Source organism: Leucobacter albus, assembly GCF_039528015.1.
Taxonomy (GTDB): domain Bacteria; phylum Actinomycetota; class Actinomycetes; order Actinomycetales; family Microbacteriaceae; genus Leucobacter; species Leucobacter albus.
This window is the reverse complement of sequence record NZ_BAAAKZ010000004.1, coordinates 71402-96170: the sequence shown is the minus strand read 5'-3', so window position 1 is coordinate 96170 and position 24769 is coordinate 71402. Positions and strand designations below refer to the sequence as shown.

The 24769-nt window shown below is 65.0% G+C and carries 24 protein-coding genes; 16 read left to right on the top strand and 8 right to left on the bottom strand.

From position 1 onward, the window contains the following. Positions 1-200: 200 nt before the first annotated feature. Positions 201-851: a GntR family transcriptional regulator gene (locus ABD115_RS08065; protein WP_343960069.1), complete on the bottom strand. Its 651-nt coding sequence runs from the start codon at positions 849-851 to the stop codon at positions 201-203. A gap of 210 nt (positions 852-1061) precedes the next feature. Between ABD115_RS08065 and ABD115_RS08060 the strand changes: the two genes are divergently transcribed. The 8 genes from ABD115_RS08060 to ABD115_RS08025 all read left to right on the top strand — a co-directional run bounded on the left by ABD115_RS08060 (position 1062) and on the right by ABD115_RS08025 (position 9818). After that, on the top strand, positions 1062-1817 hold the full coding sequence (locus tag ABD115_RS08060; RefSeq protein WP_343960067.1) for a PIG-L deacetylase family protein: 756 nt from the start codon (positions 1062-1064) through the stop codon (positions 1815-1817). Further along, entirely contained in the window at positions 1814-2509 is a 696-nt protein-coding gene (locus ABD115_RS08055; RefSeq protein WP_343960065.1) for a 4-carboxy-4-hydroxy-2-oxoadipate aldolase/oxaloacetate decarboxylase, read from the top strand. The genes ABD115_RS08060 and ABD115_RS08055 overlap by 4 nt, the downstream gene beginning before the upstream one ends. Continuing rightward, positions 2506-3573 (top strand): PrpF domain-containing protein, encoded by a 1068-nt coding sequence (locus ABD115_RS08050; RefSeq protein ID WP_343960063.1) that lies wholly within the window; start codon positions 2506-2508, stop codon positions 3571-3573. Before ABD115_RS08055 ends, ABD115_RS08050 begins: the two co-directional genes overlap by 4 nt. A 26-nt stretch (positions 3574-3599) precedes the next feature. Continuing rightward, positions 3600-4490: an NAD(P)-dependent oxidoreductase gene (locus ABD115_RS08045; protein WP_343960061.1), complete on the top strand. Its 891-nt coding sequence runs from the start codon at positions 3600-3602 to the stop codon at positions 4488-4490. Continuing rightward, positions 4487-5602: an ABC transporter ATP-binding protein gene (locus tag ABD115_RS08040; protein ID WP_343960059.1), complete on the top strand. Its 1116-nt coding sequence runs from the start codon at positions 4487-4489 to the stop codon at positions 5600-5602. The genes ABD115_RS08045 and ABD115_RS08040 overlap by 4 nt, the downstream gene beginning before the upstream one ends. Next, the gene (locus tag ABD115_RS08035; protein WP_343960056.1) at positions 5599-7377 is read left to right on the top strand and encodes an ABC transporter permease; all 1779 of its coding nucleotides are present in this window, start codon (positions 5599-5601) and stop codon (positions 7375-7377) included. Before ABD115_RS08040 ends, ABD115_RS08035 begins: the two co-directional genes overlap by 4 nt. A gap of 49 nt (positions 7378-7426) precedes the next feature. Continuing rightward, positions 7427-8536, top strand: a complete 1110-nt coding sequence (locus ABD115_RS08030) for an ABC transporter substrate-binding protein (protein WP_343960053.1) — start codon at positions 7427-7429, stop codon at positions 8534-8536. A 166-nt stretch (positions 8537-8702) separates the two neighbouring features. Beyond that, positions 8703-9818 (top strand): MFS transporter, encoded by a 1116-nt coding sequence (locus ABD115_RS08025; protein ID WP_343960092.1) that lies wholly within the window; start codon positions 8703-8705, stop codon positions 9816-9818. A 1-nt stretch (position 9819) separates the two neighbouring features. Here ABD115_RS08025 and ABD115_RS08020 read toward each other — a convergent pair whose 3' ends face one another. Together ABD115_RS08020 and ABD115_RS08015 are read right to left on the bottom strand one after the other, a co-directional pair. Further along, positions 9820-10560, bottom strand: a complete 741-nt coding sequence (locus ABD115_RS08020) for a phosphonatase-like hydrolase (protein ID WP_343960051.1) — start codon at positions 10558-10560, stop codon at positions 9820-9822. After that, complete coding sequence (locus tag ABD115_RS08015; RefSeq protein WP_343960049.1) at positions 10557-11333, bottom strand: GntR family transcriptional regulator; 777 nt, start codon at positions 11331-11333, stop codon at positions 10557-10559. The genes ABD115_RS08020 and ABD115_RS08015 overlap by 4 nt, the downstream gene beginning before the upstream one ends. A 164-nt stretch (positions 11334-11497) precedes the next feature. Between ABD115_RS08015 and ABD115_RS08010 the strand changes: the two genes are divergently transcribed. The 4 genes from ABD115_RS08010 to phnE all read left to right on the top strand — a co-directional run bounded on the left by ABD115_RS08010 (position 11498) and on the right by phnE (position 15217). Continuing rightward, entirely contained in the window at positions 11498-12607 is a 1110-nt protein-coding gene (locus tag ABD115_RS08010) for a TIGR03364 family FAD-dependent oxidoreductase (RefSeq protein ID WP_343960047.1), read from the top strand. 68 nt (positions 12608-12675) lie between these two features. Beyond that, positions 12676-13596, top strand: coding sequence for a phosphate/phosphite/phosphonate ABC transporter substrate-binding protein (locus ABD115_RS08005; protein ID WP_343960045.1), 921 nt, complete (start codon positions 12676-12678; stop codon positions 13594-13596). A 5-nt stretch (positions 13597-13601) separates the two neighbouring features. Next, a complete protein-coding gene (locus tag ABD115_RS08000) occupies positions 13602-14390 on the top strand; it encodes a phosphonate ABC transporter ATP-binding protein (RefSeq protein WP_343960043.1) in 789 nt (262 codons plus the stop codon). An 8-nt stretch (positions 14391-14398) separates the two neighbouring features. Then, the gene (gene phnE / locus ABD115_RS07995) at positions 14399-15217 is read left to right on the top strand and encodes a phosphonate ABC transporter, permease protein PhnE (RefSeq protein ID WP_343960041.1); all 819 of its coding nucleotides are present in this window, start codon (positions 14399-14401) and stop codon (positions 15215-15217) included. Between the two features lie 109 nt (positions 15218-15326). Here the strand turns inward: phnE and ABD115_RS07990 are convergent, their stop codons facing one another. After that, on the bottom strand, positions 15327-15839 hold the full coding sequence (locus ABD115_RS07990; protein ID WP_343960039.1) for a MarR family winged helix-turn-helix transcriptional regulator: 513 nt from the start codon (positions 15837-15839) through the stop codon (positions 15327-15329). 8 nt (positions 15840-15847) lie between these two features. Next, positions 15848-17623, bottom strand: a complete 1776-nt coding sequence (locus ABD115_RS07985; protein ID WP_343960037.1) for an MDR family MFS transporter — start codon at positions 17621-17623, stop codon at positions 15848-15850. 247 nt (positions 17624-17870) lie between these two features. Here ABD115_RS07985 and ABD115_RS07980 point away from each other — a divergent pair, with 247 nt between their 5' ends. After that, positions 17871-18215 carry a TIGR02611 family protein gene (locus tag ABD115_RS07980; RefSeq protein ID WP_343960035.1) on the top strand — a complete coding sequence of 115 codons (345 nt, stop codon included), beginning with the start codon at positions 17871-17873 and terminating at the stop codon, positions 18213-18215. Positions 18216-18308: 93 nt separating this feature from the next. On the opposite strand, the gene ABD115_RS07975 is transcribed toward ABD115_RS07980, so the two are convergent. The 3 genes from ABD115_RS07975 to ABD115_RS07965 form a co-directional block, all read right to left on the bottom strand. After that, complete coding sequence (locus tag ABD115_RS07975; protein WP_343960033.1) at positions 18309-19106, bottom strand: magnetosome magnetite crystal formation protein family; 798 nt, start codon at positions 19104-19106, stop codon at positions 18309-18311. Between the two features lie 96 nt (positions 19107-19202). Continuing rightward, positions 19203-19856, bottom strand: a complete 654-nt coding sequence (locus ABD115_RS07970) for a winged helix-turn-helix domain-containing protein (RefSeq protein WP_343960031.1) — start codon at positions 19854-19856, stop codon at positions 19203-19205. 281 nt (positions 19857-20137) lie between these two features. Beyond that, entirely contained in the window at positions 20138-21541 is a 1404-nt protein-coding gene (locus ABD115_RS07965) for an APC family permease (RefSeq protein WP_343960029.1), read from the bottom strand. Positions 21542-21744: 203 nt separating this feature from the next. Here ABD115_RS07965 and ABD115_RS07960 point away from each other — a divergent pair, with 203 nt between their 5' ends. The 3 genes from ABD115_RS07960 (at position 21745) to ABD115_RS07950 (ending at position 24552) form a co-directional block, all read left to right on the top strand. Beyond that, the gene (locus ABD115_RS07960; protein WP_343960027.1) at positions 21745-22491 is read left to right on the top strand and encodes a helix-turn-helix transcriptional regulator; all 747 of its coding nucleotides are present in this window, start codon (positions 21745-21747) and stop codon (positions 22489-22491) included. Continuing rightward, complete coding sequence (locus ABD115_RS07955) at positions 22484-23653, top strand: MalY/PatB family protein (protein WP_343960025.1); 1170 nt, start codon at positions 22484-22486, stop codon at positions 23651-23653. Before ABD115_RS07960 ends, ABD115_RS07955 begins: the two co-directional genes overlap by 8 nt. A gap of 218 nt (positions 23654-23871) precedes the next feature. Next, a complete protein-coding gene (locus tag ABD115_RS07950; RefSeq protein ID WP_343960023.1) occupies positions 23872-24552 on the top strand; it encodes a TrmH family RNA methyltransferase in 681 nt (226 codons plus the stop codon). Positions 24553-24769 lie beyond the last annotated feature (217 nt).

Genomic DNA, 24769 nt, shown 5'->3' with positions numbered 1-24769 from the left:
CCGGCCCGGCCCTGGCGCTGCGTGCCCGGCCCGGCCCGGCCCGGCCCGGCCCTGCCTGCGCGCGCTGCGGCCCGCCCGGCCGGGCGCTGCCTGCGCTACCGGGCCCCGCGAACCCGGCACTTACCTCCGAGCCCACCCCCTTACCGGGCGCAATAAGGGTGTGCTTTCGGAGGCAGTGCGAGGGTTGGCGGGGCAGCTAGTTAGCCATTGCACATTGCGGCAATGACGCCGTTCAAATGCGCGACTGTGGCGGCTTCAGCTGCGTCTGGGTCTTCGAGGAGCAGCGCGTCGATAATCGCAAGATGCTCTGGCGCCGACTGCGCTGCGCGGCCGGGCCGGAAGCTCAAACGGAACTGGTGTCTGGCCCCTTGCGCCTGCAGGCGCTCGAGAATCTGCGCCGAGGTACTGTGGCCAGATAGCTCTCGGATGAACTGATCGAGCTTTTGGTGCTGCGCAGAGTACTCTGCGAGATCGCCAGTTTCGACGGCTTTGACGATGCCTTCCCGTAGCGAAGTGAGCCGCTCTCGGGCCACCGGTGTGATGCGTTGCGCCGCCTTTCTGGCACACAGTGATTCAAGTGCCGCCCGTGTTTCAACGATCTCGATCGCCTCTTCGATAGTGATTGCACGGACACGTACGCCGCGGTTGGGTAGGTGCTCGACGAGCCCCTCTGAAGTGAGTTTCAGGAGCGCATTTCTCACCACTGCACGTGAAACTCCAAGCTGCTCGCAGAGGTCGACTTCGACGAGGCGCTGGTGCGGCGAAAACTCTCCCTGCAAGATCGAATCTCGAATTGCCGAGGTGGCGTCATCGAGCGCGCTTGTCTGCTTCGGTGCAGTTTCGGTCGTCACGTGCAGTCCTTACTGTGCGGGGTCTCCGGGTATAGGTGCGGCGTATGTTCGAGCTTAGTGCCCGGCAGCGGTGGGGAGATACCTATTAAGCAAAATTGTAAACAATTTCTTGACCAATTTTGTGATCTATGTTTGGGTAGTGACGAAAGCCCGCTGCCGGCAGTGCAACCTCAGGTTGCGAGTCGGCGTGAGTTCGAGGAGGAACCACAGTTGTCACACACCACACCGTCACTACTTGTCGTCAGCGCCCACGCGGGTGATTTTGTTTGGCGCGCTGGCGGCGCTATCGCCGCAGCCGCAATGCGAGGCGAGCAGGTCACAGTCGTCTGCCTGTCTTACGGCGAGAGGGGTGAGTCAGCGAGCCAGTGGCTGCAGGGCAAGAGCCTAGAAGAAATTAAGGCTCTGCGTAGGTCGGAGGCCGAAGCTGCCGCAGCTGAGCTCGGTGCAGAGATTGAGTTCTTGGATCTTGGGGACTACCCGCTCGTCGAATCGCAGGGCGCGATCGCTCAGCTCGTCGATGTGTTCAGGCGCACGCAGCCAACGGTTGTGCTGACTCATGCGCTCGCGGATCCCTACAACGAAGACCACCCAGCCGCAGCACGGATGGCGCTTCGCGCCCGGGTTCTCGCGCAGGCTATCGGTGTGCAAAACTCAGACGGCTCTTTCCCTGCTCGGGACGAGATTATTGGTGCGCCCCCCGTGTTCTTCTTCGAGCCGCACCAGTCGGAGCAGTGCGATTTCAAGCCAAATCTGCTCCTTGACATTACCGAGGCTTTCGAGCGGAAGCGCCGCGCGATGGAGTGCATGCCCGCCCAGAAGCACATGTGGTCGTACTACACCGACCTTGCCGTGCGCAGAGGGGTGCAGGTGAGGAGAAACGCTGGCCCGAATCTCGGCCTGCCACACGAGACGAAGGGTGAAGCCTATGTTCGCTTCCTGCCGCAGGTGACTGGAGAGCTCTCGTGAGCCACGTGATCGTTACGGATATCGAGCGGGCGAGTTCGAGCGCGATCGAGGAGCTTGAGCAGCTTGGCGTCGCTACGGTGCATGAGGCAATGGGGCGGAGCGGCCTGGTCGGCCCCGGGGTCTTTCCGGTGCAGCAAGGCGCGCGCGTGGCCGGCAGCGCGGTCACTGTGCTGTGCTGGCCGGGTGACAACCTCATGATTCACGCGGCCGTTGAGCAGTGCGAGCCCGGCGACGTGCTGGTCGTGACTACTGTGTCTCCCTCTTTGGATGGGGCCTTTGGTGAGCTTTTTGCGACTGCCCTGCAGCGGCGTGGTGTTCGAGGAATCGTCACCTCGGGTGGCGTGAGAGACGTCGCCGAGCTTCGGGAGATGGGCTTTCACGCCTGGGCGGGTGCGCAGAATGCTCAGGGCACCGTCAAGGCGACCGGTGGCAGCGTCAATGTTCCGATCGTTCTCGGCGGGGTCACTGTCGACGCAGGTGACGTCATCATCGCCGACGATGACGGTGTCGTGTGCGTGCCCAGGGCACGAGTCGAGACGGTTCTCGAGAGCTCCCGAGCGCGCATCGCAAAAGAAGCCGTGGCGCGTGCGGCTTACGAAGCAGGCGCCCTCAGTCTCGACCACAACCAGTTGCGTCCGCTCCTCGAGGGGCTTGGAGTTACGTACACGCCTCAACAGGAGTTCAGGAGATGACTGATGAGGTCAGCGCCCAGGGGGTGCCGTGCATGTGGATGCGCGGCGGCACGTCGAAGGGTGCCTTTTTGCTTGCCTCCGATGTGCCTGAGGGCCAGGCCGGCCGCGCGGATCTGGCCAGACGAATGCTCGGGAGCCCCGACCCGCAACAGATTGACGGAATCGGTGGAGCGCACCCACTTACCAGCAAGATCGCAATTGTCTCGGCGAGTACCGAGTCTGGGGTTGATCTCGACTATGAGTTTCTTCAGGTTGGCGTCGAGACCGGTGAGGTAAGCCGAGCTCAGACGTGTGGGAATCTGCTTGCCGGCGTCGTTCCATTTGCAATCGAGCGAGGAATCCTTGCGCCCGGTGCCGAGCGCACGAATGCCGTTGTTCGACTCACCAACACTGGCAGCCTCGCAACGGTCGCGTTTGCGAGCGCCGGCGGAGTACTCAGCTATGGCGGAGACTACGAACTGGCGGGAGTTCCTGGTTCGGGGAATCCAATTGAAGTGGCTGTCCAGAGCGGCGGTAAGCTCTTGCCGACCGGAGTGCCCGCACAGGAAGTGCTCGGGGTCGCAGTCACGCTGATCGACAATGGAATGCCAGTGGTCGTATTGCGTGCGGCCGATCTCGGGATTTCTGGGGACGAGGCGCCTGGGGTGCTCGAGGAGATGGTCGCATTGCGCGACAGGGTTGAATCGATCAGGCGCGCGGCTGGGAAGCTTTTTGGTCTCGGGGATGTGACAGAGCTATCAGTGCCGAAGATGATGCTCGTCTCGCAGCCGCGAGCTGACGGGGACATCACGGTTCGTGCTTTCATTCCGCGCCGAGTGCACCGGGCGGTTGGCGTTCTCATGGCGGCAGGTGTAGCTGCCGCCAGCAAGATTCCGGGAGCTGTCGGTGCTGAGTGGGGAACAGACAGCGAAGAGGTCTCAATTGAACACCCCGCTGGAATCTTTAGATCGCGAGTGAAAGTCGAGCGCGACCCAGAGGGGGAGTGGCGCGGCAGCTCGATCTCAGTGCGCACGGCCCGAAAGTTGTTTGATGGGCGCGTTTTTCCCATGCCAGTGAGCCCGTAACACTTTCTGTCGGCTTCGTAACAATTGTGTTATCCAAATTGTTAACGAAATGCTTGCCGATATTGAATACATCAACTAGCGTCGATGAACATCACGCGTATCAGGAGTCAAAGATGACAATCGTTGCAATGCTCGGTCTCGGTGAGGCTGGAGCTATTTATGCCCGCGGACTTCGCGATGCCGGTTACGAGGTTGCTGGGTACGACCCGTTCACCACGATTGACGAGCCAGGAATTCGGCAAGAGAAGCAACTGAGTGCGGCTCTCGAAGGGGCAGAGCTTGTGGTGAGTCTCGTCGGCGCTCGAGCCGCGTCAGGCGTCGCGGGTGAAGCGTTTGCACGCCTGACGGCTGGCACCGTGTATGCCGACCTCAATACGGGCAGCCCCGCGCTCAAGGAGCAGCTCGAGCATGAAGCCTCCGCTCGAGGCGTTCTGCTTGCAGATGTCGCCGTGCTCGCGCCGGTTCCGCGCTCAGGTGTTCGTACACCGCTCATGGTGAGTGGGCCAGGTGCGGCGCGTTTTGGTGAGTTGATCCAAGCCGCCGGTACCCCGGTCGATGTAGTCGGCGGCAAGGCCGGCGAAGCTGCCGGTAGGAAGCTGCTGCGCAGCGTATTCATGAAGGGTCTTGCCGCAGTGGTAATTGAGAGCGTCGGGGCGGCTGCGCTTGCGGGCGCTGAGGCATGGTTACGTGACCAGATTGCTGCTGAACTCGCTGGTGATGCGCATGCACTGATTCAGCGGTTGATTGATGGCTCATCTCTGCACGCGGCCCGCAGAGCACACGAGGTGGCAGATGCCAAGGAATACCTCGAAGAGCTTGGCCAGCCCACATGGATGAGCGCCGCTACGATCCAGTGGTTCGATGAGTTGCTCGGCAGGGCAAATGCAGCGCACACAAGCGAAGGAGCTCGCGCATGACTATCAAGATTGAAAACCTCACCCTCAGCTACGGTGATTCGGTTGCAGTGCGCAACCTGAGCCTGGAAATTGAACAGGGCGAGGCCCTCGTTTTGCTCGGCCAGTCAGGCTGCGGGAAGACGAGCACGATGCGTTGCATCGCTGGCCTGGAGACGCCTGACGAAGGGCGGATCTCGGTTGACGGTGAAGTGCTGTTCGACGCGGATCGAGGGGTCAACCGCCCCTCGCACAAACGCAACATCGGCATGGTGTTCCAGTCTTATGCGATCTGGCCGCACATGACAGTGTTCGAAAACGTTGCGTTCCCGCTGCGCATGAAAAAGCTCCCAAAAGCGGAGGTCGCTCGTCGCGTCGAGGAGGCAATCACTGTCGTGGGGCTCGACGGCTTTGCTGAACGCGGCGCGAGCATGCTCTCAGGAGGGCAGATGCAGCGTGTCGCTCTCGCCCGCTCGATCGTCATGGAGCCATCGGTGATGCTCCTCGACGAGCCGCTGTCGAATCTCGACGCGCGGCTCCGTCATCGCCTGCGCACCGATCTTCGCGAGCTACAACACCGCCTCGGTCTCACCGCGGTCTATGTCACCCACGACCAAGAGGAGGCGCTCGCGCTCGCCGACCATATCGCAATGATGCAGTTCGGCAGGATCGTACAGATCGGTCGCCCAGACGAGATCTATGGCCGGCCGCTCAGCGCGTCCATTGCCGACTTCCTCGGCGTCGCAAACATCATCCCGGTGCGCCCGCTTGACGCGCGCAGTGTCGGCTTTGAAGGCACTGACATCGGAATCCAGGTCGAGCCCTACGACGATCGTGCTGGTGAATTGCGTGCCTGCATTCGGGCGGAGGACATCCTGCTCGGGGACGATGCTCCGGCCGAATCCGCGAACACGCTCGAGGGCGAGATCGTCGCGCGCGAGTTTCTCGGCGCGACGGCGACCTTCCGAGTGCGGATCGCACCGGGCGTCGAACTCGACGTATTCGGCACGAAACAGCAGGCCAACCGCACCCGCGAGGGTGAGCGAGTGCGTGTGCACCTTCCAGTCGAGGCGATCCAAGTTCTTCCGACAGAGGCTCCTGAGCTCGCGGAGCACGTACGGGAGGGCGCAGCGTGACCACTCACACCTCACCACCGGATGCCACGGGAGTGATCACGACGCCGCGTGGATCGAAACGGCGCCCCGCCTCCTCGGCACAGGCCCAGCCACGCAAGGTTGCCGGCATCGTTGCCCTCTATGGCGTACTCGGGATTCTTATCCTTCTTCCTGTCGCGCTTGTTGTGCTCTCGGCGTTCACCTCTGAGACGCCGCGCCCCGGAAATATCTCGCTGTCGAACTTCACGCTGTCGAACTTTGGGACTGTGTTCGGGCCTGGAGCAATGCGGGCCGCGGGGAACTCGTTGCTTGTTGGCCTTGGGGGCTCAGCTGTCGCTCTCCTGTGTGGCGGGTTTCTTGCTTTTGTCACCGCCCGAACGAACGCGCCCGCGCGAAAGTTCCTGTACTTTGCGGGACTCGTCCCGATGTTTCTTCCGAGCTTTGTCGGCGCACTCGCCTGGGGGCTGCTCGGCGGCCCCAATGCAGGGCTGCTCAACATTCTTGCCCGAGACCTCGGGTTTGCGCCGTTCATGAATATCTACACCCTTCCCGGGCTCATTGTGTTGTTGGGCATCTATTACGCCCCGTACGCCTTCCTGCTGATTCACGCCTCATTCAGCCTGATGAACCCAGATCTCGAGGAGTCGGCTCGAGTGCACGGTGCGACCCCCGGGCAGGTGCTGCGTCGCGTGACTTTCCCACTTGCAACGCCCGCTATTCTTGGCGCCGCGATCCTCATCTTCACTTTGACCGTAGAGAACTTTCCGGTGGCGCAGATGATTGGTTCGGCTGGCGGGCTTGATACGCTCCCGACCTATATCTTCAGGCTCATGAACTCCGCGCCGTCGCGCGGCAACGAAGCTGCTGCTGTGGCGATCGCGCTGGTGCTTGTTGTGCTCATCGTCACCGCCTTGCAGCGTCGGGTGATCTCGAAGCGCACGTTCACCACAGTGTCGGGCAAGGGGCTGAAACCGGCGAAGGTCGACCTTGGGTGGTTCCGTGTACCGGCCCTCATCCTTGGGGTCCTGTACTTCGTCATTACCGCGGTGCTGCCGATCGGTGCGCTGCTCTTCGTGGCGATGCACGACTCACCGTATGTCGCGAGTGTGATCGGATCGATCCAGGCGGGCAATCTGAACTTCAACGCCTTCGCAGAGGTGTTGACAAATCCGACAGCACACAAAGCAACGATGAACTCGCTTGTGGTGTCAATCTCGGCCGCGGTGATCGGCACCGTGATCGCGTTCATCGTCTCCTACGTTGTCAACCGCACGCGGGTCCCGGGCCGCGCCGGTCTTGGATACATCAGTATGATTCCGCTCGCGGTGCCGGCCATTGTGCTGGGCCTCGGCCTCCTGTGGACGTGGCTGCTCATCCCGCTCCCCGTGTACGGCACGCTTGTCGTGATGGTGATCGCGTTCACCGCAGCGCAAATGCCGCAGGGATTTCAAGGGGCGAGCGCTGGCATATTGCAGATTCACCAGGATCTCGAAGACAGCGCCGTCATGCACGGTGCGAACCGGATCCGGGCTATCTGGCGTGTCACGGTGCCCCTGCTGCGTGTGCCGCTCACGTCAACATTTCTGCTGCTCCTCATGCTCTCGATGCGTGAACTGACGGTGCCGCTGTTCCTGTTCACCACAGACACGCGGCTGCTCTCAATCGTCATCTTCGACAACTACGAGAACGGCATCCTCCAGAGCAGCGCTGCAACGAGCGTGCTGTACTGCGTACTCATCTTCCTGCTTGCCTGGCTCGCGCGTCGATTCGGCGAAGAACGACAAAGAACTTCATGACCCACTCCGCACACCAAGTCAACGAACCACATTTCAGAGAGGAAATGCAATGAAAACACGGATCATCAGGGGGATAGCGGTTGCCGCAACTCTTGGGCTGCTCCTCGCAGGTTGCTCCGCCGGTGACACAGGCGAAGACTCCCAGGCGCCGGCGGCTGGTGAGGACTTCGTAGTAGATGGCGAACTCATCGCATCTGCTGAGGTCTTTGAGGCCGCAAAGCAGGAGGGCACCCTCGTCTTCTACACCGGCGCAAGCGAGGTCTCGGAGAAGGAAGTCACCGATGCATTCACGGCGCTGACCGATATCCCGGTAGAGATCGTGCGCCTCGCACCGAATAAGCTGCAGGAGCGAATTCTCAGCGAGAACGCCGCGGGCAAACTCGGTGCTGATATCGTGCGTATCTCGGGCGAGGACCTTATTGTGGCGCTTGCGGAAGATGGGGTCTTCCAAAAGACCGAGCTGACCGATGATATTGCTGGATCCCTTATTGCTGGTGCCACTTTTGACGACGGCCTCTATTACAACAGCTTCGACAGGGTCTACAGCTTCGGCTACAACGATCAGGTGATTGCCGAGGCTGACGCGCCGAAGAACTGGGCAGATCTTACGTCGGCCGACTATCGGAGCCAGGTTGGGCTTGTGCAGGTCGGTGCGGGCGGCAGCACAGCCGCGCTCACACGCTTCCAGTTCGATGAGCTCGGTGAGAAATGGATGAAGGATCTCGCCGCGAATGATCCGCGTGTGTTCGATTCCTCTGCAAACCTCACAGACGCTCTCGCCCGCGGCGAGATCGGTGTGGGCATGGTTCCGATCGGGACGGCGTACTCCGCGATTCTCTCCGGGGCACCGATCACTATCGCTATGCCCGAAGAGGGTGCTGCTGCCTACCCGTTCTACCTTGGGCAGACGAAGTCGACCGCGAGGTCGAACGCTGCGACGGTATTTGTGAACTGGCTGCTCTCAGCGAATGGGCAGTCACTCGCAGCTTCCATTGGGGACTACCCGGTGAATGAGCAGGCTCCGAACCCGACAATCGGGGACGTGGAATTGCCAGCGCTGGACTCCAACTTCCTGTATCGCTCAACCCTTGAGGAGTCGCTAGCGAACCTCGAGGCAGATGCGAAGCTCTGGATGCAGATCTTCGACTACACGGGATAGCCCGACTCGCTAGGTACAAGCTCAGCGGGCCGCGGGTGGAGCGGAATGCTCCATCTACGGCCCGCTTGACGTTTGCAGAGGAGAAGACGCGGTGAGACCCTCATCTCGAACAGGTGGCGAATCCGCCCACGTCCTGTTGCTCGTGCACGCTGCGCTGGTGCAAGTCATGAGCTATGGGCTGCGCGCCGCAATTGCCTACGAACTGCTCGCGCTTGGCAAAGATGGAGCGTGGCTCGGGTACTCGGCAGCTGCATTTGCGTTACCACCTCTCATGCTCGCTCTTCCTTCCGGGCGGCTTGTAAGGCGATTCGGCGAACGCACATCGATGGTGATCGGTGGAGCCGCATTCCTTGTTGCCGTTCTGATCGTGCTCTGCGCCGGCACGAGCCCGGCGGGCCTGATCGCCGCTTCGGCAATGATCGGCTGCGGGGTACTGTTCTCTGTTGTCGGAGAGCAGAGTTGGGTGATGAGCGTAGTGCCCGGGGGTCGACTTGATTTTGCCTTCGGAATATACACGCTCGCGACCTCCACCGGTCAGATGCTCGGTCCCCTCTTACTGCTGATCCGACCTCTCTCACCCGCGGCCGGTGCGCAGCCCGCCGCCACCGCACTGGCCGAGATTGCGTGGCTCTGTTTCGCGCTCGCTTCGGTTGCGCTCCTGCTTTCGTGCGTCATCTCTCCGAGCGGGGCTGGGGGAGCGGCGGCTCCTACTGGCGGAGTGCTGCAGCTGCTGCGCAGCCCCGGTGTACCAGCAGCACTCTACGCGAGCTCCATCGTGCTGACCTCCCTCGACATCGCGATAATGTATCTGCCGTTGCTCGCTGAGAGCCGGGGCATCTCGGCTGGTTGGGTGAGCGCGATGCTTGTCGCGCGTGGTGCTGCGACGATGCTCTCTCGGGTAACGCTTGCCGCGATGACGCGAACGTTTGGGCGTCGGGCGGTGCTCATTGGCGGTGGGGGAGTCGCAGGGCTCGCGCTCATTAGTCTGAGCCTGCCACTGCCCCCTCTCTGGGCTCTCGTATCTTTTGCGCTCTATGGGCTCGCTGCTGGGACGGTGCAGCCGCTCACGATGTCGTGGATGACACTCATTACGACACTTGATCAGCGCAGTATTGCGGCGTCGCTTCGACTGCTCGGGAATCGAATCGGCCAGACTGGGGTGCCGCTCGTCGCCGCGAGCCTCTCGTCATTCGGAGGCGCAGCAGCCGTGTTCGGTGCCGTGGGAACCGGACTGTTGGCGGCTGCTGTCTTGTCACGGGCCGCGCCGAACGACACCCAGTAGGCTACAGCCCCAGGTACTCCGGGATGGCCGCTACCGAGTCGAGCACCGCGGTCGGGCCCTCGGCCTCGAGGCTTGCGCGGTCGAGCTTGCCTGTGAGCACGCCGATCGAGATCGCGGCGCCCGAGTTCAGGCCCGAGCGCACGTCGACGGCGGTGTCGCCGGCGACGAGCACCTCGGCGACGTTCGCCACGCCCGTCGCCTCCATGACCCGGTGGATCATGTACGGAGCCGGGCGCCCCGCGGCCACGTCGTCGCCGCACGACAGCGCGTCAACGCGCACGGCGTCCACCTGGCTGGCGTCCACAGCGTCCGGCGCGCCAGCTTCCCCAACGGCCCACCCGAGCCCGCGCAGAATGCTCTCCGCGACGTCGCGCGAGAACCCGGTCGTGAGCGCCACCTTGATGCCGGCCGCCTGCAGCGCGGCGATCGCCTCGGGCACCCCGTCGATCGGGGTCGGTGGCTCGGCGGTGTAGTACTCGTCGAGCAGCGCGCGGAAGCGGGCGAACGTCGCGCTCACGAGGTCCTCTGAGACAGTGCCGCCGCCGAGCTCGATGAGGGCGGTGATGGCCTCGCGCTTCTCGACGCCCATCCAGGTCTGCAGGTTCTCGGGGGTGACGGTGACGCCCGTCTCAGTGACGGCATTCGAGAGCGCCCGGTAGACGGCGCCGCCGTCGTTGATGGTGGTGCCTGCCATGTCGAATGCGGCGAGGGCGACAGCGGGAGAGATGGCGGGGGAGGTCATGCGTAGTCCTTCATAGGTGTTGCGGCGTTCGCTGATTCGCGAATGAGCCTGGTGCGGTGAGCTGCGGTGTTTTCGATTGCGAATGTGGTCATTGATGGGAGGTGTCGGTCGTCGGCGTACTCGATGACAGTGCCGTCTTCCGTGGTCGAGGTACGGCGGGCCCGCAGCAGGGGGAACCCGGGCGAGACCCGCAGCCACTCGGCGTCGAGTGGGTGCGCGGCGACGGCGTCGATGACGTGGCGCGCACGGGCGGGAACGACGCCGATGCGCGCGAGCTCCTGGTAGATGCTGCCGCCGTCGAAGTCTGCGGCGAGCATGTGGCAGCCGATTTCGTATGCGAATGACGTGCGCTCGAACAGCGCGGGCTCGCCGTCGAGCGTTCGCAGCCGCACGATCTCGACGACGGTGTCCTCTGGCTTTACGCCGAGCTCGCGCGCGACGGTCTCGGTCGCCGGCCGCTTCACTGCCTCCACGACGTGCTGGCCGGGGGTGAACCCCGAGAGCCTGGCCCACTCGGTGAACGAGAGGAAGGTGCCGAACGACTGCGACGGCACGCCGCGCTGCACGCGGGGCGGTGCTCCCCGCCCGCCGGTGATGACGCCCTCGGCGCGCAGCGCTGCGAGCGCCTGGCGCACCGGGCCGCGCGAGGTGCCGAACTCGGCGACGAGCGACTTCTCGCTCGGCACGCGCTGCCCGGTCTGCCATTGCCCGGAGCGAATGCGCTGTGCCATCTCTTCATAGAGCTGGATGTGCAGCGGCTGGTTCTCGGTCATGTTGGTCAGCGTACAACTTGTCGATACCGATTTCGGGGCGGATCGGTGCCGCCAAGGTGAACGATTGGTGAGCGTTTTCTGGCCCGCTGGTGCGCCGGTGAACGTTCGACGAACAGGCTCGCGAAAAGTTGTCATGACTACTTTTGAACCCGCATTCTCGAAGCATGACTTCGCATATCGCAATCGTCGGCGCCGGGATCGTGGGCCTCTCCCACGCGGTAGCCGCCCTCGACGCCGGATACCGCGTCACCGTCATCGAGGAAGGCTCGGCGGCGCAGCTCGCGAGCATCCGCAACTTCGGCCACGTCTGCACGTCGGTGCAGGCGGGAGAGGTGGGCGAGCTCGCCCGCGAGGCGAACCCGATCTGGCGTTCGCTCGCCGAGCGCGCGGGGGTCGAGGCGCGGGTGTCTGGCACGCTCGCGGTCGCCCGTTCGGCGGCCGAGGAAGCCGTGCTCGTCGAGCTTGCCGGCCGCACTGCCGCGAACGAGCGCGAGCTGCTCACCGCGCAGCAGGTGGCGCGTGAGCTGCGGCTTGCAGAGCCGGGCGCGATCCGTGCGGGCCTCATGCTTGCGGGCGACCTCACCGCGAACCCGCGTACGGTCGTGGCCGACCTTGCGGCGTGGGTCGACGCGCACGAGCGCGGCGAGATGCGGTTCAGCACTTCGGTGCGGGGCATCCGCGAGGGCCAGCACCTCACGGTCGAAACGAATCGCGGCGACATCGCGGCGGATCGCGTCATCGTCGCAACCGGCCACCTCGTCGGCAGGTTGTTCCCCGAACTGGCCGAAGACGTGCGCGAGTGCGTGCTGCAGATGGCGAGGGTGCGCGCCCCGCACGACATGGGCCTCGGCCCGGCCGTGCTGAGCGGCACCTCGATGCTGCGCTACGGCGCGTTCGCCGGGCCCGCGCAGGAGGCGTTGCGGGCTGAGACGGCGCGGATCCGCCCCGATCTGCTCGACATCGGCGCGAACGTGATGTTCACTCAGCAACCCGACGGCACCCTGCTCGTCGGCGACTCGCACGACTACTTCGACACCGCCCCGCCCTTCCTCGACGAACGCTGGTCGGAGCTGCTGCTCGCAGACGCGGCTGCCCTGCTCGGGGCCCCAAGGCTCGAGGTGCTCGAGCGCTGGCAGGGTATCTACGCCTCGAGCTCCGAGCGCGAGCTGCTGCGCGAGCAGCCCATTCCCGGGGTGCACGTCGTCACCGTGACCACCGGCATCGGCATGACGATCGGCCCCGCGCTCGGCGCGCGCACCATCGCCGCGCTGTAACCCACATTCTTCCTGACCGCAGTACCCATTCCAACCCGCTTCACAACACCATCACCACAAGGAGCATCGTGAAGAAGAACACCCTCCTCGCCGCCTCGGCGATCGCCCTCGTCGGGCTCGGCCTCACCGGCTGCTCGCCGGCCGCAGACGAGTCTGGTGCAACCGCAGACGCCGCGAGCGTGACCTGCCCCGACGGCAAGATCCGCTTCGGCATTCTGCCCTACGAAGACCCGGAGCGCCTCGAGCCCGCCTACCAGACGCTCGCGGCCGCGCTGTCAGAGAAGCTCGACTGTGAGGTCGAGGTGCTCATCACCGAAGACTACGCGGCAGAGGTGCTCGCGATGGAGAACGACCAGCTTGAGATCGCGCAGTTCGGGCCCCTCGGCTTCGTGTTCGCGAACGAGCGCGCCGACGCGACCGCTATGGTCTCGTTCGGCGATTCCGAGGGCAAGCCCACCACCTACACCGGTGGCATCTGGGTGCCGAAGGATTCGCCGGTGCAGACGATCGAAGACCTCAAGGGCAAGACCCTTGCACTCGGCAGCCCAGGCTCGACCTCGGGCGACGCCCTCCCGATGTCGGCGCTCGCTGACGCCGGCATCGTCGACGACGTGACCGCTGACTACGCCGGCGGCCACCCCGAGGCGCTGCTCGCGCTCGTGAACGGCACCGTCGACGCCGCGCAGATCAACTCGCAGACGCTCGCGACCGCGACCGCGGAGGGCACGTTCGACGAGTCGCAGTTCCGCCAGGTGTGGGAGTCGGAGGAGATCCCGAACGACCCGATCACCGTGCGCGGCAACATGCCGCAGGAGTTCAAGGACGCGGTCTCCGAGGCGCTGCTCAGCCTCGACGCGGCAGACGTCGAGAAGGTCTCGGGCTTCCTCGGGGTTGACCCGGCCGGCCCGCTGATCCCGGTCACGAACGAGACCTACAAGCCGCTGTTCGACCTCGCCGAGACCATGGGTCTCACCGAAAAGGACGTGTAACCCGCATGACGATCACCGCGCACAGCCAGACCGCCCACGCAACCCGAAGCACTGAGCCCGAGGTGCTCCTCGACGTGCAGGCCATCTCGAAGAGCTTCGGCGGCCGCGTCGTGCTCCAAGACATGAGCATGCGCGTGCACGCGGGCGAGGTCGTCGCGTTTCTCGGGGCGAACGGCTCCGGGAAATCGACGACGCTGCGCGCGGTGAACGGCATCATTGAGGCGGACTCCGGCGACATCGAAATCGCTGGGGTTCGCCTCACCGAGGCGAGTGCGGCGAGGCGGGCAGAGGCCCGTCGATCCGCCGCAACCGTCTTCCAGAAAATCCACCTCGTGCCCCGGCGCACCGCCCTCCAAAATGTGTGCGCTGGCGGGTTCGCTCGGCTCCCAGCCTGGCGCTCGATCCCGCCGCTGTTCGGCGCCGAGCTCAAGGAGGAGGCGATGGCCTGCCTCGACCGCGTCGGCCTCGCCGACCGTGCCCACGACCGTGCCGACAGCCTCTCGGGCGGCCAGCAGCAGCGCGTCGCCATCGCTCGTGCGCTGTGCCAGCGGCCGCGTATGATCCTCGCAGACGAGCCGGTCTCGGCGCTCGATCCGCGCGCCGCCGACGACGTGATGCGGCTGCTTCGTCAGCTCGCCGTCGAGGAGGGCCTCGGCGTCGCCGCCGTGCTGCACCAACCGCACCTCGCCCGCGCCTACGCCGACCGCGTTATCGGTCTGCGTGACGGCCACCTCGTGTTTGACAAGCCCGTCGCAGAGCTCGACGACACCGAGCTCGCAGCCCTCTACCTCTAGGACACCCAGTGACTCACAGCTCAGCCGCCACCCGCCTCGAGGTGCCCCGCGACCCCAAGACCGTGTACCGCGCGGGGTCGTGGTCGGTCATTGTGGTGGTGCTTATCGTACTCCACGTGCTCGCGTTCGAAGCGACGGAGTTTCGGCCCGAGGCGCTCGTCACGGGCGCGAAGGGCATGTCGAACTTCATCTCCGAGGCCTTTCCGCCAGACCTCAGCGCCGAGGTGCTGCAGAAGGGCATCTCGGCCGCGCTGACGACCCTGTGGATCGGCCTGCTCGGCACCACCGTTTCTGTGCCGTTCGCGCTGCTACTCGCGGTGTTCGCGGCCCGCACGACGACACCGAACCAGGGCGTCTACCAGGTCGCGCGCGGCATCCTCTCGTTCTTCCGCGCGGTGCCAGACATCGTATTCGCGCTGATCTTCGTGACCGCGGTCGGCCTCGGCCCCTTCGCCGGTGTGCTCGCGCTCATCTGCCACAACACAGGCGTCATGGGCAAGCTCTGGGCAGAGGCGATGGAAGACGTTGACCAGGGGCCGGAGCAGGCGCTGCGCACCGCGGGCGCCTCGCGCTGGCAGGTTGTCGCGAACGCGACGATCCCGAATGTGCTGCCCCAACTCACGGGGCTGCTGCTCTACCGCTTCGACGTCAATGTTCGCTCGTCGCTCGTGCTCGGCCTCGTCGGCGCAGGCGGCATCGGGCTGCTCATCAACAAGGCGATCAAGACGTTCCAGTTCGACGAGATGCTGACCTATCTCATCATCATTCTCATCGTGATCATCGCGGTGGATCTCGCCTCGGCCTGGATCCGCAAGCGGCTGCAGTAGGGCGGGTTGGGGCTCGCCCGCCCCGGCCCGCTCCCGCCTCGCGCATATGGCAGTTCTGGTCGCCTGAACGAACGTTTGGCGACCAGAACCGTCATATGCGCGCTGCTCGTTACTCTTCGGGCCGCTCCTCGCCGGCGTGCCGGGAGCAGCGGGCGGCCGGGCCGTCTGCGGGCAGCTTGTCTGCAGACGCGTTGAACCGGTGCAGCCCGGAGCGAAGCGCCTCGAGCTCGGCGGGGCTCCAGTCGGCGAGGCGCTCGCGATACGCGTTCGCCCAGCGCTCGCGCACGCCGTCAAGCAGCTCGCTCGCATGCTCGCTCACGGTGAGCAGCTGCACTCGCCGATCCTCTGCCGACTCCGTCGCGACGATCAGGCCGAGGTCGCGCAGCTTGGCGACGTGCCGGCTCACGAGCGACTTGTCCATGTCGAGCCAGTGCCCGACTCCGGTCGCGGTGATCGGGCCCCGGCGAAATACGATCTGCAGCACGAGCATGCTCACCCCGCTGAGCTCCTGGCTCACCTCGTTCGCGTAGCGAGTCCACCGCGTGCGCGAGAACGCGAATGCCTCGGTGAACTCGGTGATGATGCCTGCGACGATCTCCTCTTCGTGTGCTGCAGAAGACATAGCCTGTCCTATCGTTGGGCCGAGCGGTCGGTGCCGGGGCGGTTGTGCGGCAGCACGATCGGGCCGGTGGTATCGATAAGAACCCTATCGACTGCGCGGGTAGCGCCAGCACCGACTGCAGATTCTTCACTGCTGTTTGCAAGGTTTGCGGCGTCGCCCCTCGCCGGCTCCGCGCCGCCGAGGTCGGCCTCGGCTGCCTTCAGGTCGGCGATCCGCTCCGCGTTGCTCTTCGTGTCAAGCGGAATGTTCGGCAGCAAGATGATCGCGATGAGCGCGACGATCGCGACCGGGGCTGCCGCAAGGAAGACGTTGCCGATCGCGTGGCCGTACGCCGACTCGACGACATCGCGAATCGGGGCGGTGAGATCTGCGATCTTGGGCAGCTTGCCGTCGGCGAGCGCCTCGGCCCCCGCGAGGTCTTTCGGCGCGAGCTTCGCGAGCCCCTCCTTGACGTAGTCGGCAACCTGATGGCCGAGCATCGCGCCCATCACTGAGATGCCGGCGGTGCCGCCGACGGTGCGGAAGAAGGTGACAGACGAACTCGCGACGCCCATCTCGAGCGGCGACACAGTGTTCTGCGTGACGAGCACGAGGTTCTGCATCGTCATGCCAACGCCCGCGCCGAGCACGGCCATCGAGATGCCGACGTACCAGTAGTTCGTGTCGTAGCGCAGCTGGCCCATGAGCACCATGCCGACGAGCAGCGCGACGGCGCCGGCCACCATGTAGCGCTTCCACTTGCCGGTGCGCGTGATGATCTGGCCGACGATCGTCGACGAGATGAGCACGCCGGCCATCATCGGCAGCGAGAGCAGGCTCGACTCGATCACCGAGCGGCCGCGCGCGAGCTGCATGTACTGGCCGAGAAACACCATCGTGCCCATCATGGCGAGGCCAACGGCGATCGAAGCGATCGATGCCATGGTGAACGTGCGGTTCTTGAACAGCGTCATGGGAATCAGGGGCTCGTCGACCCTGAGCTCAACGAACACGGCAACAATGAGCGCGACGATGCCACCGCCGACCATCAGCGCCGACTGCCACGACCACCAGTCGAAGTTCGTGCCGGCGAGGGTCACCCAGATGAGCAGGCTCGAGAAGCCGAGCGAGATCAGGGCCGCGCCCCAGTAGTCGATCTTGATCTTGCGCTTGGTCGTCGGCAGGTGGAGGGTGCGCTGCAGCATGACGATCGCGACGATTGCGATCGGGGCGGCAACGTAGAAGTTCCAGCGCCAGCCGACCGTGTCGGTGAGCAGGCCGCCGAGCAGCGGGCCGCCGACGGTCGCCACGGCCATGATCGCGCCGAGGATGCCCATGTACTTGCCGCGCTCGCGCGGGCTCACGATCTCGGCGAGTACGATCTGCGCGAGCGCGCCGAGGCCGCCGACGCCGATGCCCTGGAAGACGCGGCACACGATGAGCCACGTTGGATCTTGCGCGAAACCGGCGAGCGCCGAGGCGAGGATGAAGATGATGAGCGAGACCTGCAGCAGCATCTTCTTGCTCGTGAGGTCGGCGAGCTTGCCCCAGATGGGCGTTGCGATGGCGCTCGCCAGCATCGTCGCCGTGACGACCCAGGTGAAGGCCGCCTGGGTGCCGCCAATGTCGGCGATGATAATCGGCATCGAGGTGCCAACGACGTTCATCGCAAGCATCGATACGAAGTTCGCGAGGAACAGGCCTGCGAGTGCCAGGTTTTTTGCGCGGCCCGTGAGAATCTCGGGTTTGTCTTCCACTGCGGGCGCGGCGGGTGCGGCGGGTGCTGCGGGGGTGGTGCGGCTCATGCGGCTGAGGGGGTCCTCTCAATAGTTGATGACGGTCAACTATATAGCGATGGTTGATACAAGTCAACTAACGCTCGGGCTGGGTGCGGCATTCCCTGGTGCTGGCCGGCCAGTGGGGTCGCGCTGCGTCAGTCGATTGACACCCCTGGTCTACCCCTGCTGAGCCCCTGAGCAAACCCTGATTCGCCCCTGATGAGCCCCTGAAACCGGGGGTTTCTCACAGCGTGGCGACTGTACGCTGTGGAACGTGACCAGGCCGGAAGACGACGCCGAGAAAGCCGCGCGACTAGGTAAGCCCATCGCGCGATTCATGGCGCGCTGGCGAGCCGCAATTCGAAAGCGGCCATGGCTCGACGCGCTGTACCGGGTACTCATCACTGTGCTTGGAACGCTCATCGTGGTGGTGGGGCTGATTCTCGTTCCACTGCCCGGGCCCGGTTGGCTGATCGTGTTTATTGGCCTGACAGTGCTCGGCTCTGAGTACCACTGGGCCAGGCGGGTGCTCGGGTGGCTCAGGCGCGCGCTTGCCCGCTTCTGGGAGCGCTGGAACGCCTGGCGGGCGAGCCGCGCAGCCCGCCGCGCGGCTCGCTGACCCGGCCGCTGCGCAGCGCGCCGTGCCGGTCACCGAAATGCAAGCGGGCGGCCCGGGCAATGCCCGAACCGCCCACGCGCAGTGCGCTAAGAGCTACTTCACCATCGGTGCGTTGAACAGGAACGGATCGGTGCCGCCCGAACGGTAGGTCTCGCTCACCTTGGCTGCGGCCATGATGTGGAGAATCAGGCCACCGATGTGCGCCACGGTGAGCACCAGGCCGCCGATGAACGGGATAGCAACCAGAATCCAACCGAAGACGAGCAGCGCGGTGCGCAGCAACGAGAAGTTGAGGTTGGCGGCGTGCAGCGCGCGCACCTGCGGCGACGACTTCGGGCCGTCGACGAGGAAGAAGATCAGCGCGGGCACCCAGAAGAAGAATACCGACAACCAGTAGCTCGTCGTGAGGTTCGACAGCGGGTTCGCCTGGCCGGGCTGGGGCTGGTAGTAGCCCTGCGGAGCGCCGTAGGGCGGCTGCTGGGGAGCACCGTAACCCGGCTGCTGCGGAGCACCGTAACCAGGCTGCTGGGGAGCACCATAACCCGGCTGCTGCGGAGCGCCAAATGCAGGCTGCTGCGGCGTACCGTAACCCGGCTGCTGAGGAGCGCCGAGGGGCGGCTGATCGTAGCCGGCGGGCTGCTGCGGCGCTCCAAACTGCGGTGCGGGCTGCTGCGGCGCGATAGGCGCCTCGGTGCCCGCGGGGTACTCGGTGCCCGGTGCAACTGGCTGCGAAGCGTCGGCCGGGGCCGCGGGAGTTGCCGGGGCCGCGGGAGTTGCCGGGGCCTCAGGGGTTGCCGATGCCGGCGTCTCCGCTGCGGCGGGCGTGGCCGCCGCAGGGGCGCCTGGGGTGTTTTCCGAAGGGTTGGTGCCCTCTGGCGGAAGCGTGGTCATCGGAGTGTTCTCCTTTATTGTGCGTGTCTCGCGCGCGGTGTATGGGCGAACCCTCGTGACGCGCACTTCGAGACTACCGCGAAGCCTCAGCCTCGCCTAGAAGAAATCGGGGCTCGGTGACGACGCTGGCAGAATCGAAACGTCGGCGTGCCGGTCAAACCGGTACCCGGTGCCGCGCACGGTGCGCACGATGTCTTGGTAGTGAGCGAGCTTCACCCGGAGCCTGCGAATGTGCACGTCGATCGTGCGCGCGCTCGGAATCTCTTCGCCCTCGGCGTCTGCCCAGAGGGTCTCGATGATCTCTTCGCGGGCCACGGTGCGGCCCTCGCGCAGCACGAGGAACTGCAGCAGCTCAAACTCGCGGAACGTGAGGTTCGCCGGCACGCTGTCGAGCAGCACGCGCTTGCGCGAGAGGTCGAGCACGACGCCGCTGGCCGCGCGGTCAGCGTCATCCTGAGGCTTGCGGTGCGCGTGAGCGGCGGCAGGGTCGCCGAGCGCGAGGCGCACAACGTCGACGTCGCGGCCGCCCGTGCCCTCGGGGGCGAGCGCTACTGCCGCGTAAGTCTCGGCGTTCGGGGCGAGCTGCGCGACGAGGCGCTTGATCTCGTTCACGACGGCGCCGATTGTCGGGTCGGTGGAGTTGAGCTTGTCTTCGGAGAGGCCGACGTAGAGGGCGAAGCCGCGCACCTCGCTGTCGGAGGGTCGCTGACGGGTCGTGGCCTGGGCGGGGGTGGTGGCGATCGTTGCCATGATGATGAAGTCCTTTAGTGGGCTCCGGTGCGGAGCGGTGCTGCGAATGGGTGCGGCGGGCCGGGGTGGGCGAAGACTAGCGATCAGTGGATCGCGAGAGCCCGAGAGCGCCCGGCGCCAGAAACGAAGAAACGTGTGTGGCAGTTAGTTGCACATTCGGCAGCACATACCGTCGCGACCGGCCATCATCATGCCGGTAGTCCCAAAGTTCACCTCGGAGGCGGACTGGGTGCGAGCGAAAGTATGCATAACGCTAAGTTAAGCGAGGGCTTGCCTTTCTGTCAAGTAACTTCGTCGGGATTGTGCGTGGGGGAGAGCGGTTGTTCTAGCGCCCACGTTGACCCGGTGTGTAAACGACGCGCCTCCAGCGTTCGTTTCACGTGGGGGTAGCGAATAACGGCCCACACGGCAGCAGCGGCAGCGAGGGCGCCGATCGCAACGAGAACTGGGGTCGAAACTCCGGTCGACACGAGTAGGTAGCACTGGTAGAGAGAGATTGCCGAACCGAGCGTAACGAGTACCCAGTGCGTGCGGAGCCCGAGCTTGAACGGTGCTGCGCGGTGCATTTCGGGCCGCAACGCTCTCAGGCGTAGGGATGACACCAGTACGAAGACGAAGATGAGTTGAGCTGCTCCAGACACTGCGCTCGCGAGCTCGCCAAGTGGCACGCCCGCGAGTACGGGTGCGAGCCCGAGCAAAAGGAGAATGGTGAGCAGCCAGTGTGGGGTGCCAAACCTCCCGCTTACTGCACCGAGCCACTTGGGGAACCAGCCGTCGTCGATAGCGGCGAGCAGGCTCTTAGTTCCCGTGAGCATCTGTGAGTTCATCGTGCTGACGACCGCAACCATTGCCCCGCCGATGATGAAAAACACCCAGGCACCCGTGGGGAGAAACTCGCGCCCGACGATGCTGAGCGGTTGGTCGGCAACCTCAGAGATCGGGAGCACCCCCGCAGAGACCAGCGCAATCAAGATGTACATGCCCCCGGCAAGGGCTGTTCCTCCGATAAGTGAGATCGGAATAGCCCGCCCGGGGTTCTTCATTTCGCCACCTAGCTCAACGACTACCGTCGCCCCACCCGTCGCAAACGTGAGCAGCGCGGCGGCCTCGAGGAGATTGCCAAACCCGTCGGGGAGCACCGGTGGGTAGTTGACCCAGTCGACGCTTTGCAGGCCAACCGCAATGAATGTCGCGAACGCTGCGAGCATGATGAGGCTCAAGACAAGCCCCACGCGAGAGCCAATCACTGCCCCAGCTGTGTTTGCCAGAAAGAAGGCAACAATAATGACGACGGCGACGACCGTTTCGTGGAATGCTGGGTTCAAACTCTGCATGTATTGGCCAGCCGAGAGGCCGTACAGGCCGATGCTTGATTGGGCAAGGAAATTCACGAAGAGGGCTACGTACCCGGCACCTGGGTGGATGAGCCGTGAGGAGTATGTGTAGACGCCGCCCACCGCGGGCATTGCGGAGCCAATTGCGGCATAGGGAATCGACACAATAATGATCGTGGTGACGGCGATCGCGAAGGCGACGCTCACCCCGCCGCCGGTGAGGGCAATCGCGACGCCCGTGAGCGAGACAATGCCGCCCCCTACAATCTGGTTGAAGGCGACGCCAATCGCGCCGGGCGTGCTGATGGTTCGTTTAAGGTTGCTTTGATTGAGCTGCTCTGCGGTAGACATCGTTGTCTTCCCTCCGTGTTGCATCGGCAAAGTGGGTAGTGCAATCGGATAGTGCAATCGGCCAGGGCCGGTCAGCGTGCGGAACAACGGCGGCCCATCTTGGCTGGGAATTGAAAGTATCAACGCAGAGACAACCATTGCAACTCCTATTTGAAGTCGTTTACGATGTCGGGAGAAGCCGATCCTGGAACGGGAAGGTGCGAATGAACGTTACGCAGAGCATCGACGGTGAGCGCCTCATCGCCGTATTCACCGCGGTGGTCGAGCAGCTCGGGCGCGCGCTGCCGAGAAGCTACGAGCTCGTGCTGCACGACCTCAGCAAGCTCCCGAATTCGATCGTCGCCATCAGCGGCGAGGTGACCCCCAGGCTCGTCGGCGGGCCCGCGACCGACCTGCTGCTGAAACAGGCAGCGACCGGAAAGTTCGAGAGCAAGCTCGACTACGACACCCACGCGGCCGACGGGCGCAAGCTGCGCTCCTCGACGATGATCATCGAAGACGTGAGCAGCCGGCCGGTCGCGGCGCTGTGCATCAATGCCGATCTATCGGTGTGGGAGGAGCTGCAGGCAGTCACGCAGCAGCTCGTGCTCATGAACGCGTCTCCGGGGCTCGCGGAGGCGGCTCCCGCGGCTCCGCCGCCCCCGAGCCGGGGTGAGCGGGGGCAAGAGACCTTTGTGCGCGACGTTGACGAGCTCGCCGCGATTCTCATCGACGAGGCGATTCGGGGCATCGGGGTGCCCGCGGAGCTCATGCAAAAACAACACAAGGTTGAAGTGGTGCGCGATCTGAAGGCCCGTGGGCTCTTTCTGTTGAAAGACGCCGTGCAGCTCATCGCGACTGAGCTCAGCGTGACGCGCTTCACGATTTACAACTATCTCAACCAAATCGCCGAGGAAGAAGAGCCCGCAGGGCAAGATCCGGCCCCATCGGAAGGAACGTCACATGAGTAACCAATCATTTGCAGAGCGTGCCGATGCGATCACCGCCGCGGATTTGCGCGCGATCGGCGGCACCAAGTGGGCAGACCCCCAGGTCACCGGGGTTTTCGTTGCCGAGATGGATTTCGGCGTGGCCCCCGTCATCAAAGCCGCTCTTCACGAGGCGATCGACGAGGGCGCATTCGGGTACACCCCGCAGAAATACGTGAACGCGCTCAAGGTCGCTACGGCCGCGAGGCTGCGCAGCCACCACGGCTGGAAGATTGACTCCGACCAGGTGTTTCCCGTCGCCGACGTCATCACGGCGCTCGAGGCCGCGATCCGCCACTTCACCGCACCGGGCGCAAAGATCATCGTGCCGACCCCCTCGTACATGCCGTTTCTCAGCGTGCCGCCGATGCTCGGTCGCGAGGTCATCGAAGTGCCCATGATCGAGGTCGACGGGGTGTGGCGGTTCGACCTCGACGGCCTGCAGGCGGCCTTCGACGAGGGCGGCAGCTGCCTGATTCTTTGCAACCCCAACAACCCGCTCGGGCGGGTGTTCAGCCGAGAGGAGCTCACCGAGATCAGCGAGCTCGTGGAGCACAACGGCGGCCGCGTGTTCTCCGACGAGATCTGGGCGCCGCTCGTGTTCGAGGGCTCCGAGCTCGTGCCGTACGCGACGCTCAACGAAGTGGCCGCCGGGCACACCATCACGGCGACCGCCGCCTCGAAGGCATGGAACCTCCCCGGCCTCAAGTGCGCCCAGCTCGTGGTTTCAAACGATCGCGACCAGCAGACGATGGATGAGATCGGTCGGGTCGTCGGTCGCGGCACCGCGACGCCCGGCCTCATCGCGAGCACCGCCGCATACAACGACGGCGATGAGTGGCTCGGCGAGGCGCTCAGTTACCTGCAGGGCAATCGCGACGAGCTCGCCGCGCTCGTCGCCGAGCACCTGCCCGGGGTGCGCATGACGGTGCCCGAGTCGACGTACATCGCGTGGCTCGATTTCCGTGACACGGGGCTCGACAACCCCGCCGAGTTCTTCCTAGAGCGCGCCGGCATCGCGATGACCGACGGCGCGGCGTGCGGGGTGGCCGGCCGCGGGTGCGCGCGGTTTGTGTTCGCGATGCCGCGCCCGCTGATGCGCGATGCGATTGCGCGCATGGGTGAGGCGCTGCGGGTGCGGTAGCCGCCGGCGGTGCGGGATCCGCGGGTTCCGCTGGCGGTGCGGGATCCGCGGGTTCCGCTGGCGGTGCTGCATCGGCGGGCGGCGAGCGTGCGCGGTAGCCGACGGCGGTGCGGGATCCGCGGGTGTCGGGGATCCGCCGACTGTCGCGGATCCGCCCCCTGCGCCCGGCCGCGCTTTCCCCGCGCGCCCGGGCCCCGCAACCCTGGAAGAATAGCCGGGTGAGTGAAACATCCGTTCCCGAGCCCGCAGGCCCCTCTGAGGCGCACCCCGAGCGCACCACCGCGGGGGTCGGGCCGTGGCCTGGCGGCCGCGACGAGTGGCCGAGCGAGGCGCACTACGACCCGGAGCTGCTCGAACACGGCGACAGCCGCAACGTCATTGACCGCTACCGCTACTGGAGCATGGAGGCGATCGTCGCCGACCTCGACGAGCACCGCCACCCCTTCCACGTCGCTATCGAAAACTGGCAGCACGACATGAATATCGGCTCGATCGTGCGCAGCGCGAACGCGTTCGCCGCCGACACCGTGCAGATCGTCGGGCGACGCCGGTGGAACAAGCGCGGTGCGATGGTGACCGACCGGTACCAGCACGTCGAGCACCGGGAAGACATCGCGGGCCTCGTCGAGTGGGCGGCGGCCGAGGGCATTCCGATCATCGCGATCGACAACGTGCCCGGCTGCGTGCCGATGGAGACCTTCGACTGGCCCGAGCGCTGCGTCATGCTGTTCGGGCAAGAGGGGCCGGGCCTCTCGGCCGAGGCGATCGCGGCCGCGGCGGCGGTCGTTGAGATCACGCAGTACGGGTCGACGCGCTCGATCAACGCGTCGGCGGCGGCCGCGGTCACGATGTACTCGTGGGTGACGCGGCACTCGCCGCTCGTGCCGCGGGTGGGCTGAGCGCTGCGGTAGCGGGGTGGATCGGCGCTCGCTAGGTTCGAGAGCGCCGGTGGCGGCAGTGGCTGTGCAGATCGCCTGCGGTTGTGCAGATGGGGTGCGGGCCCGGGGGTGCGGAGCCCGTGCTGGGATTTTGCGGTAGCGGGGTGGATCGGCGCTCGCTAGGTTCGAGAACGCCGGTGGCGGCAGTGGCTGTGCAGATCGCCTGCGGTTGTGCAGA

Coding starts and splice junctions, on each gene's coding strand:
- ABD115_RS08030 (WP_343960053.1), top strand. CDS start 7,427: ATGAAAACACGGATCATCAGGGGGATAGCGGTTGCCGCAACTCTTGGG.
- ABD115_RS08015 (WP_343960049.1), bottom strand. CDS start 11,333: ATGACCGAGAACCAGCCGCTGCACATCCAGCTCTATGAAGAGATGGCA.
- ABD115_RS07975 (WP_343960033.1), bottom strand. CDS start 19,106: ATGACCACGCTTCCGCCAGAGGGCACCAACCCTTCGGAAAACACCCCA.
- ABD115_RS07970 (WP_343960031.1), bottom strand. CDS start 19,856: ATGGCAACGATCGCCACCACCCCCGCCCAGGCCACGACCCGTCAGCGA.
- ABD115_RS07965 (WP_343960029.1), bottom strand. CDS start 21,541: ATGTCTACCGCAGAGCAGCTCAATCAAAGCAACCTTAAACGAACCATC.
- ABD115_RS08040 (WP_343960059.1), top strand. CDS start 4,487: ATGACTATCAAGATTGAAAACCTCACCCTCAGCTACGGTGATTCGGTT.
- ABD115_RS07990 (WP_343960039.1), bottom strand. CDS start 15,839: ATGTCTTCTGCAGCACACGAAGAGGAGATCGTCGCAGGCATCATCACC.
- ABD115_RS08010 (WP_343960047.1), top strand. CDS start 11,498: ATGACTTCGCATATCGCAATCGTCGGCGCCGGGATCGTGGGCCTCTCC.
- ABD115_RS07955 (WP_343960025.1), top strand. CDS start 22,484: ATGAGTAACCAATCATTTGCAGAGCGTGCCGATGCGATCACCGCCGCG.
- ABD115_RS08020 (WP_343960051.1), bottom strand. CDS start 10,560: ATGACCTCCCCCGCCATCTCTCCCGCTGTCGCCCTCGCCGCATTCGAC.
- ABD115_RS08000 (WP_343960043.1), top strand. CDS start 13,602: ATGACGATCACCGCGCACAGCCAGACCGCCCACGCAACCCGAAGCACT.
- ABD115_RS08050 (WP_343960063.1), top strand. CDS start 2,506: ATGACTGATGAGGTCAGCGCCCAGGGGGTGCCGTGCATGTGGATGCGC.
- ABD115_RS07985 (WP_343960037.1), bottom strand. CDS start 17,623: ATGAGCCGCACCACCCCCGCAGCACCCGCCGCACCCGCCGCGCCCGCA.
- ABD115_RS07960 (WP_343960027.1), top strand. CDS start 21,745: ATGAACGTTACGCAGAGCATCGACGGTGAGCGCCTCATCGCCGTATTC.
- ABD115_RS08025 (WP_343960092.1), top strand. CDS start 8,703: ATGAGCTATGGGCTGCGCGCCGCAATTGCCTACGAACTGCTCGCGCTT.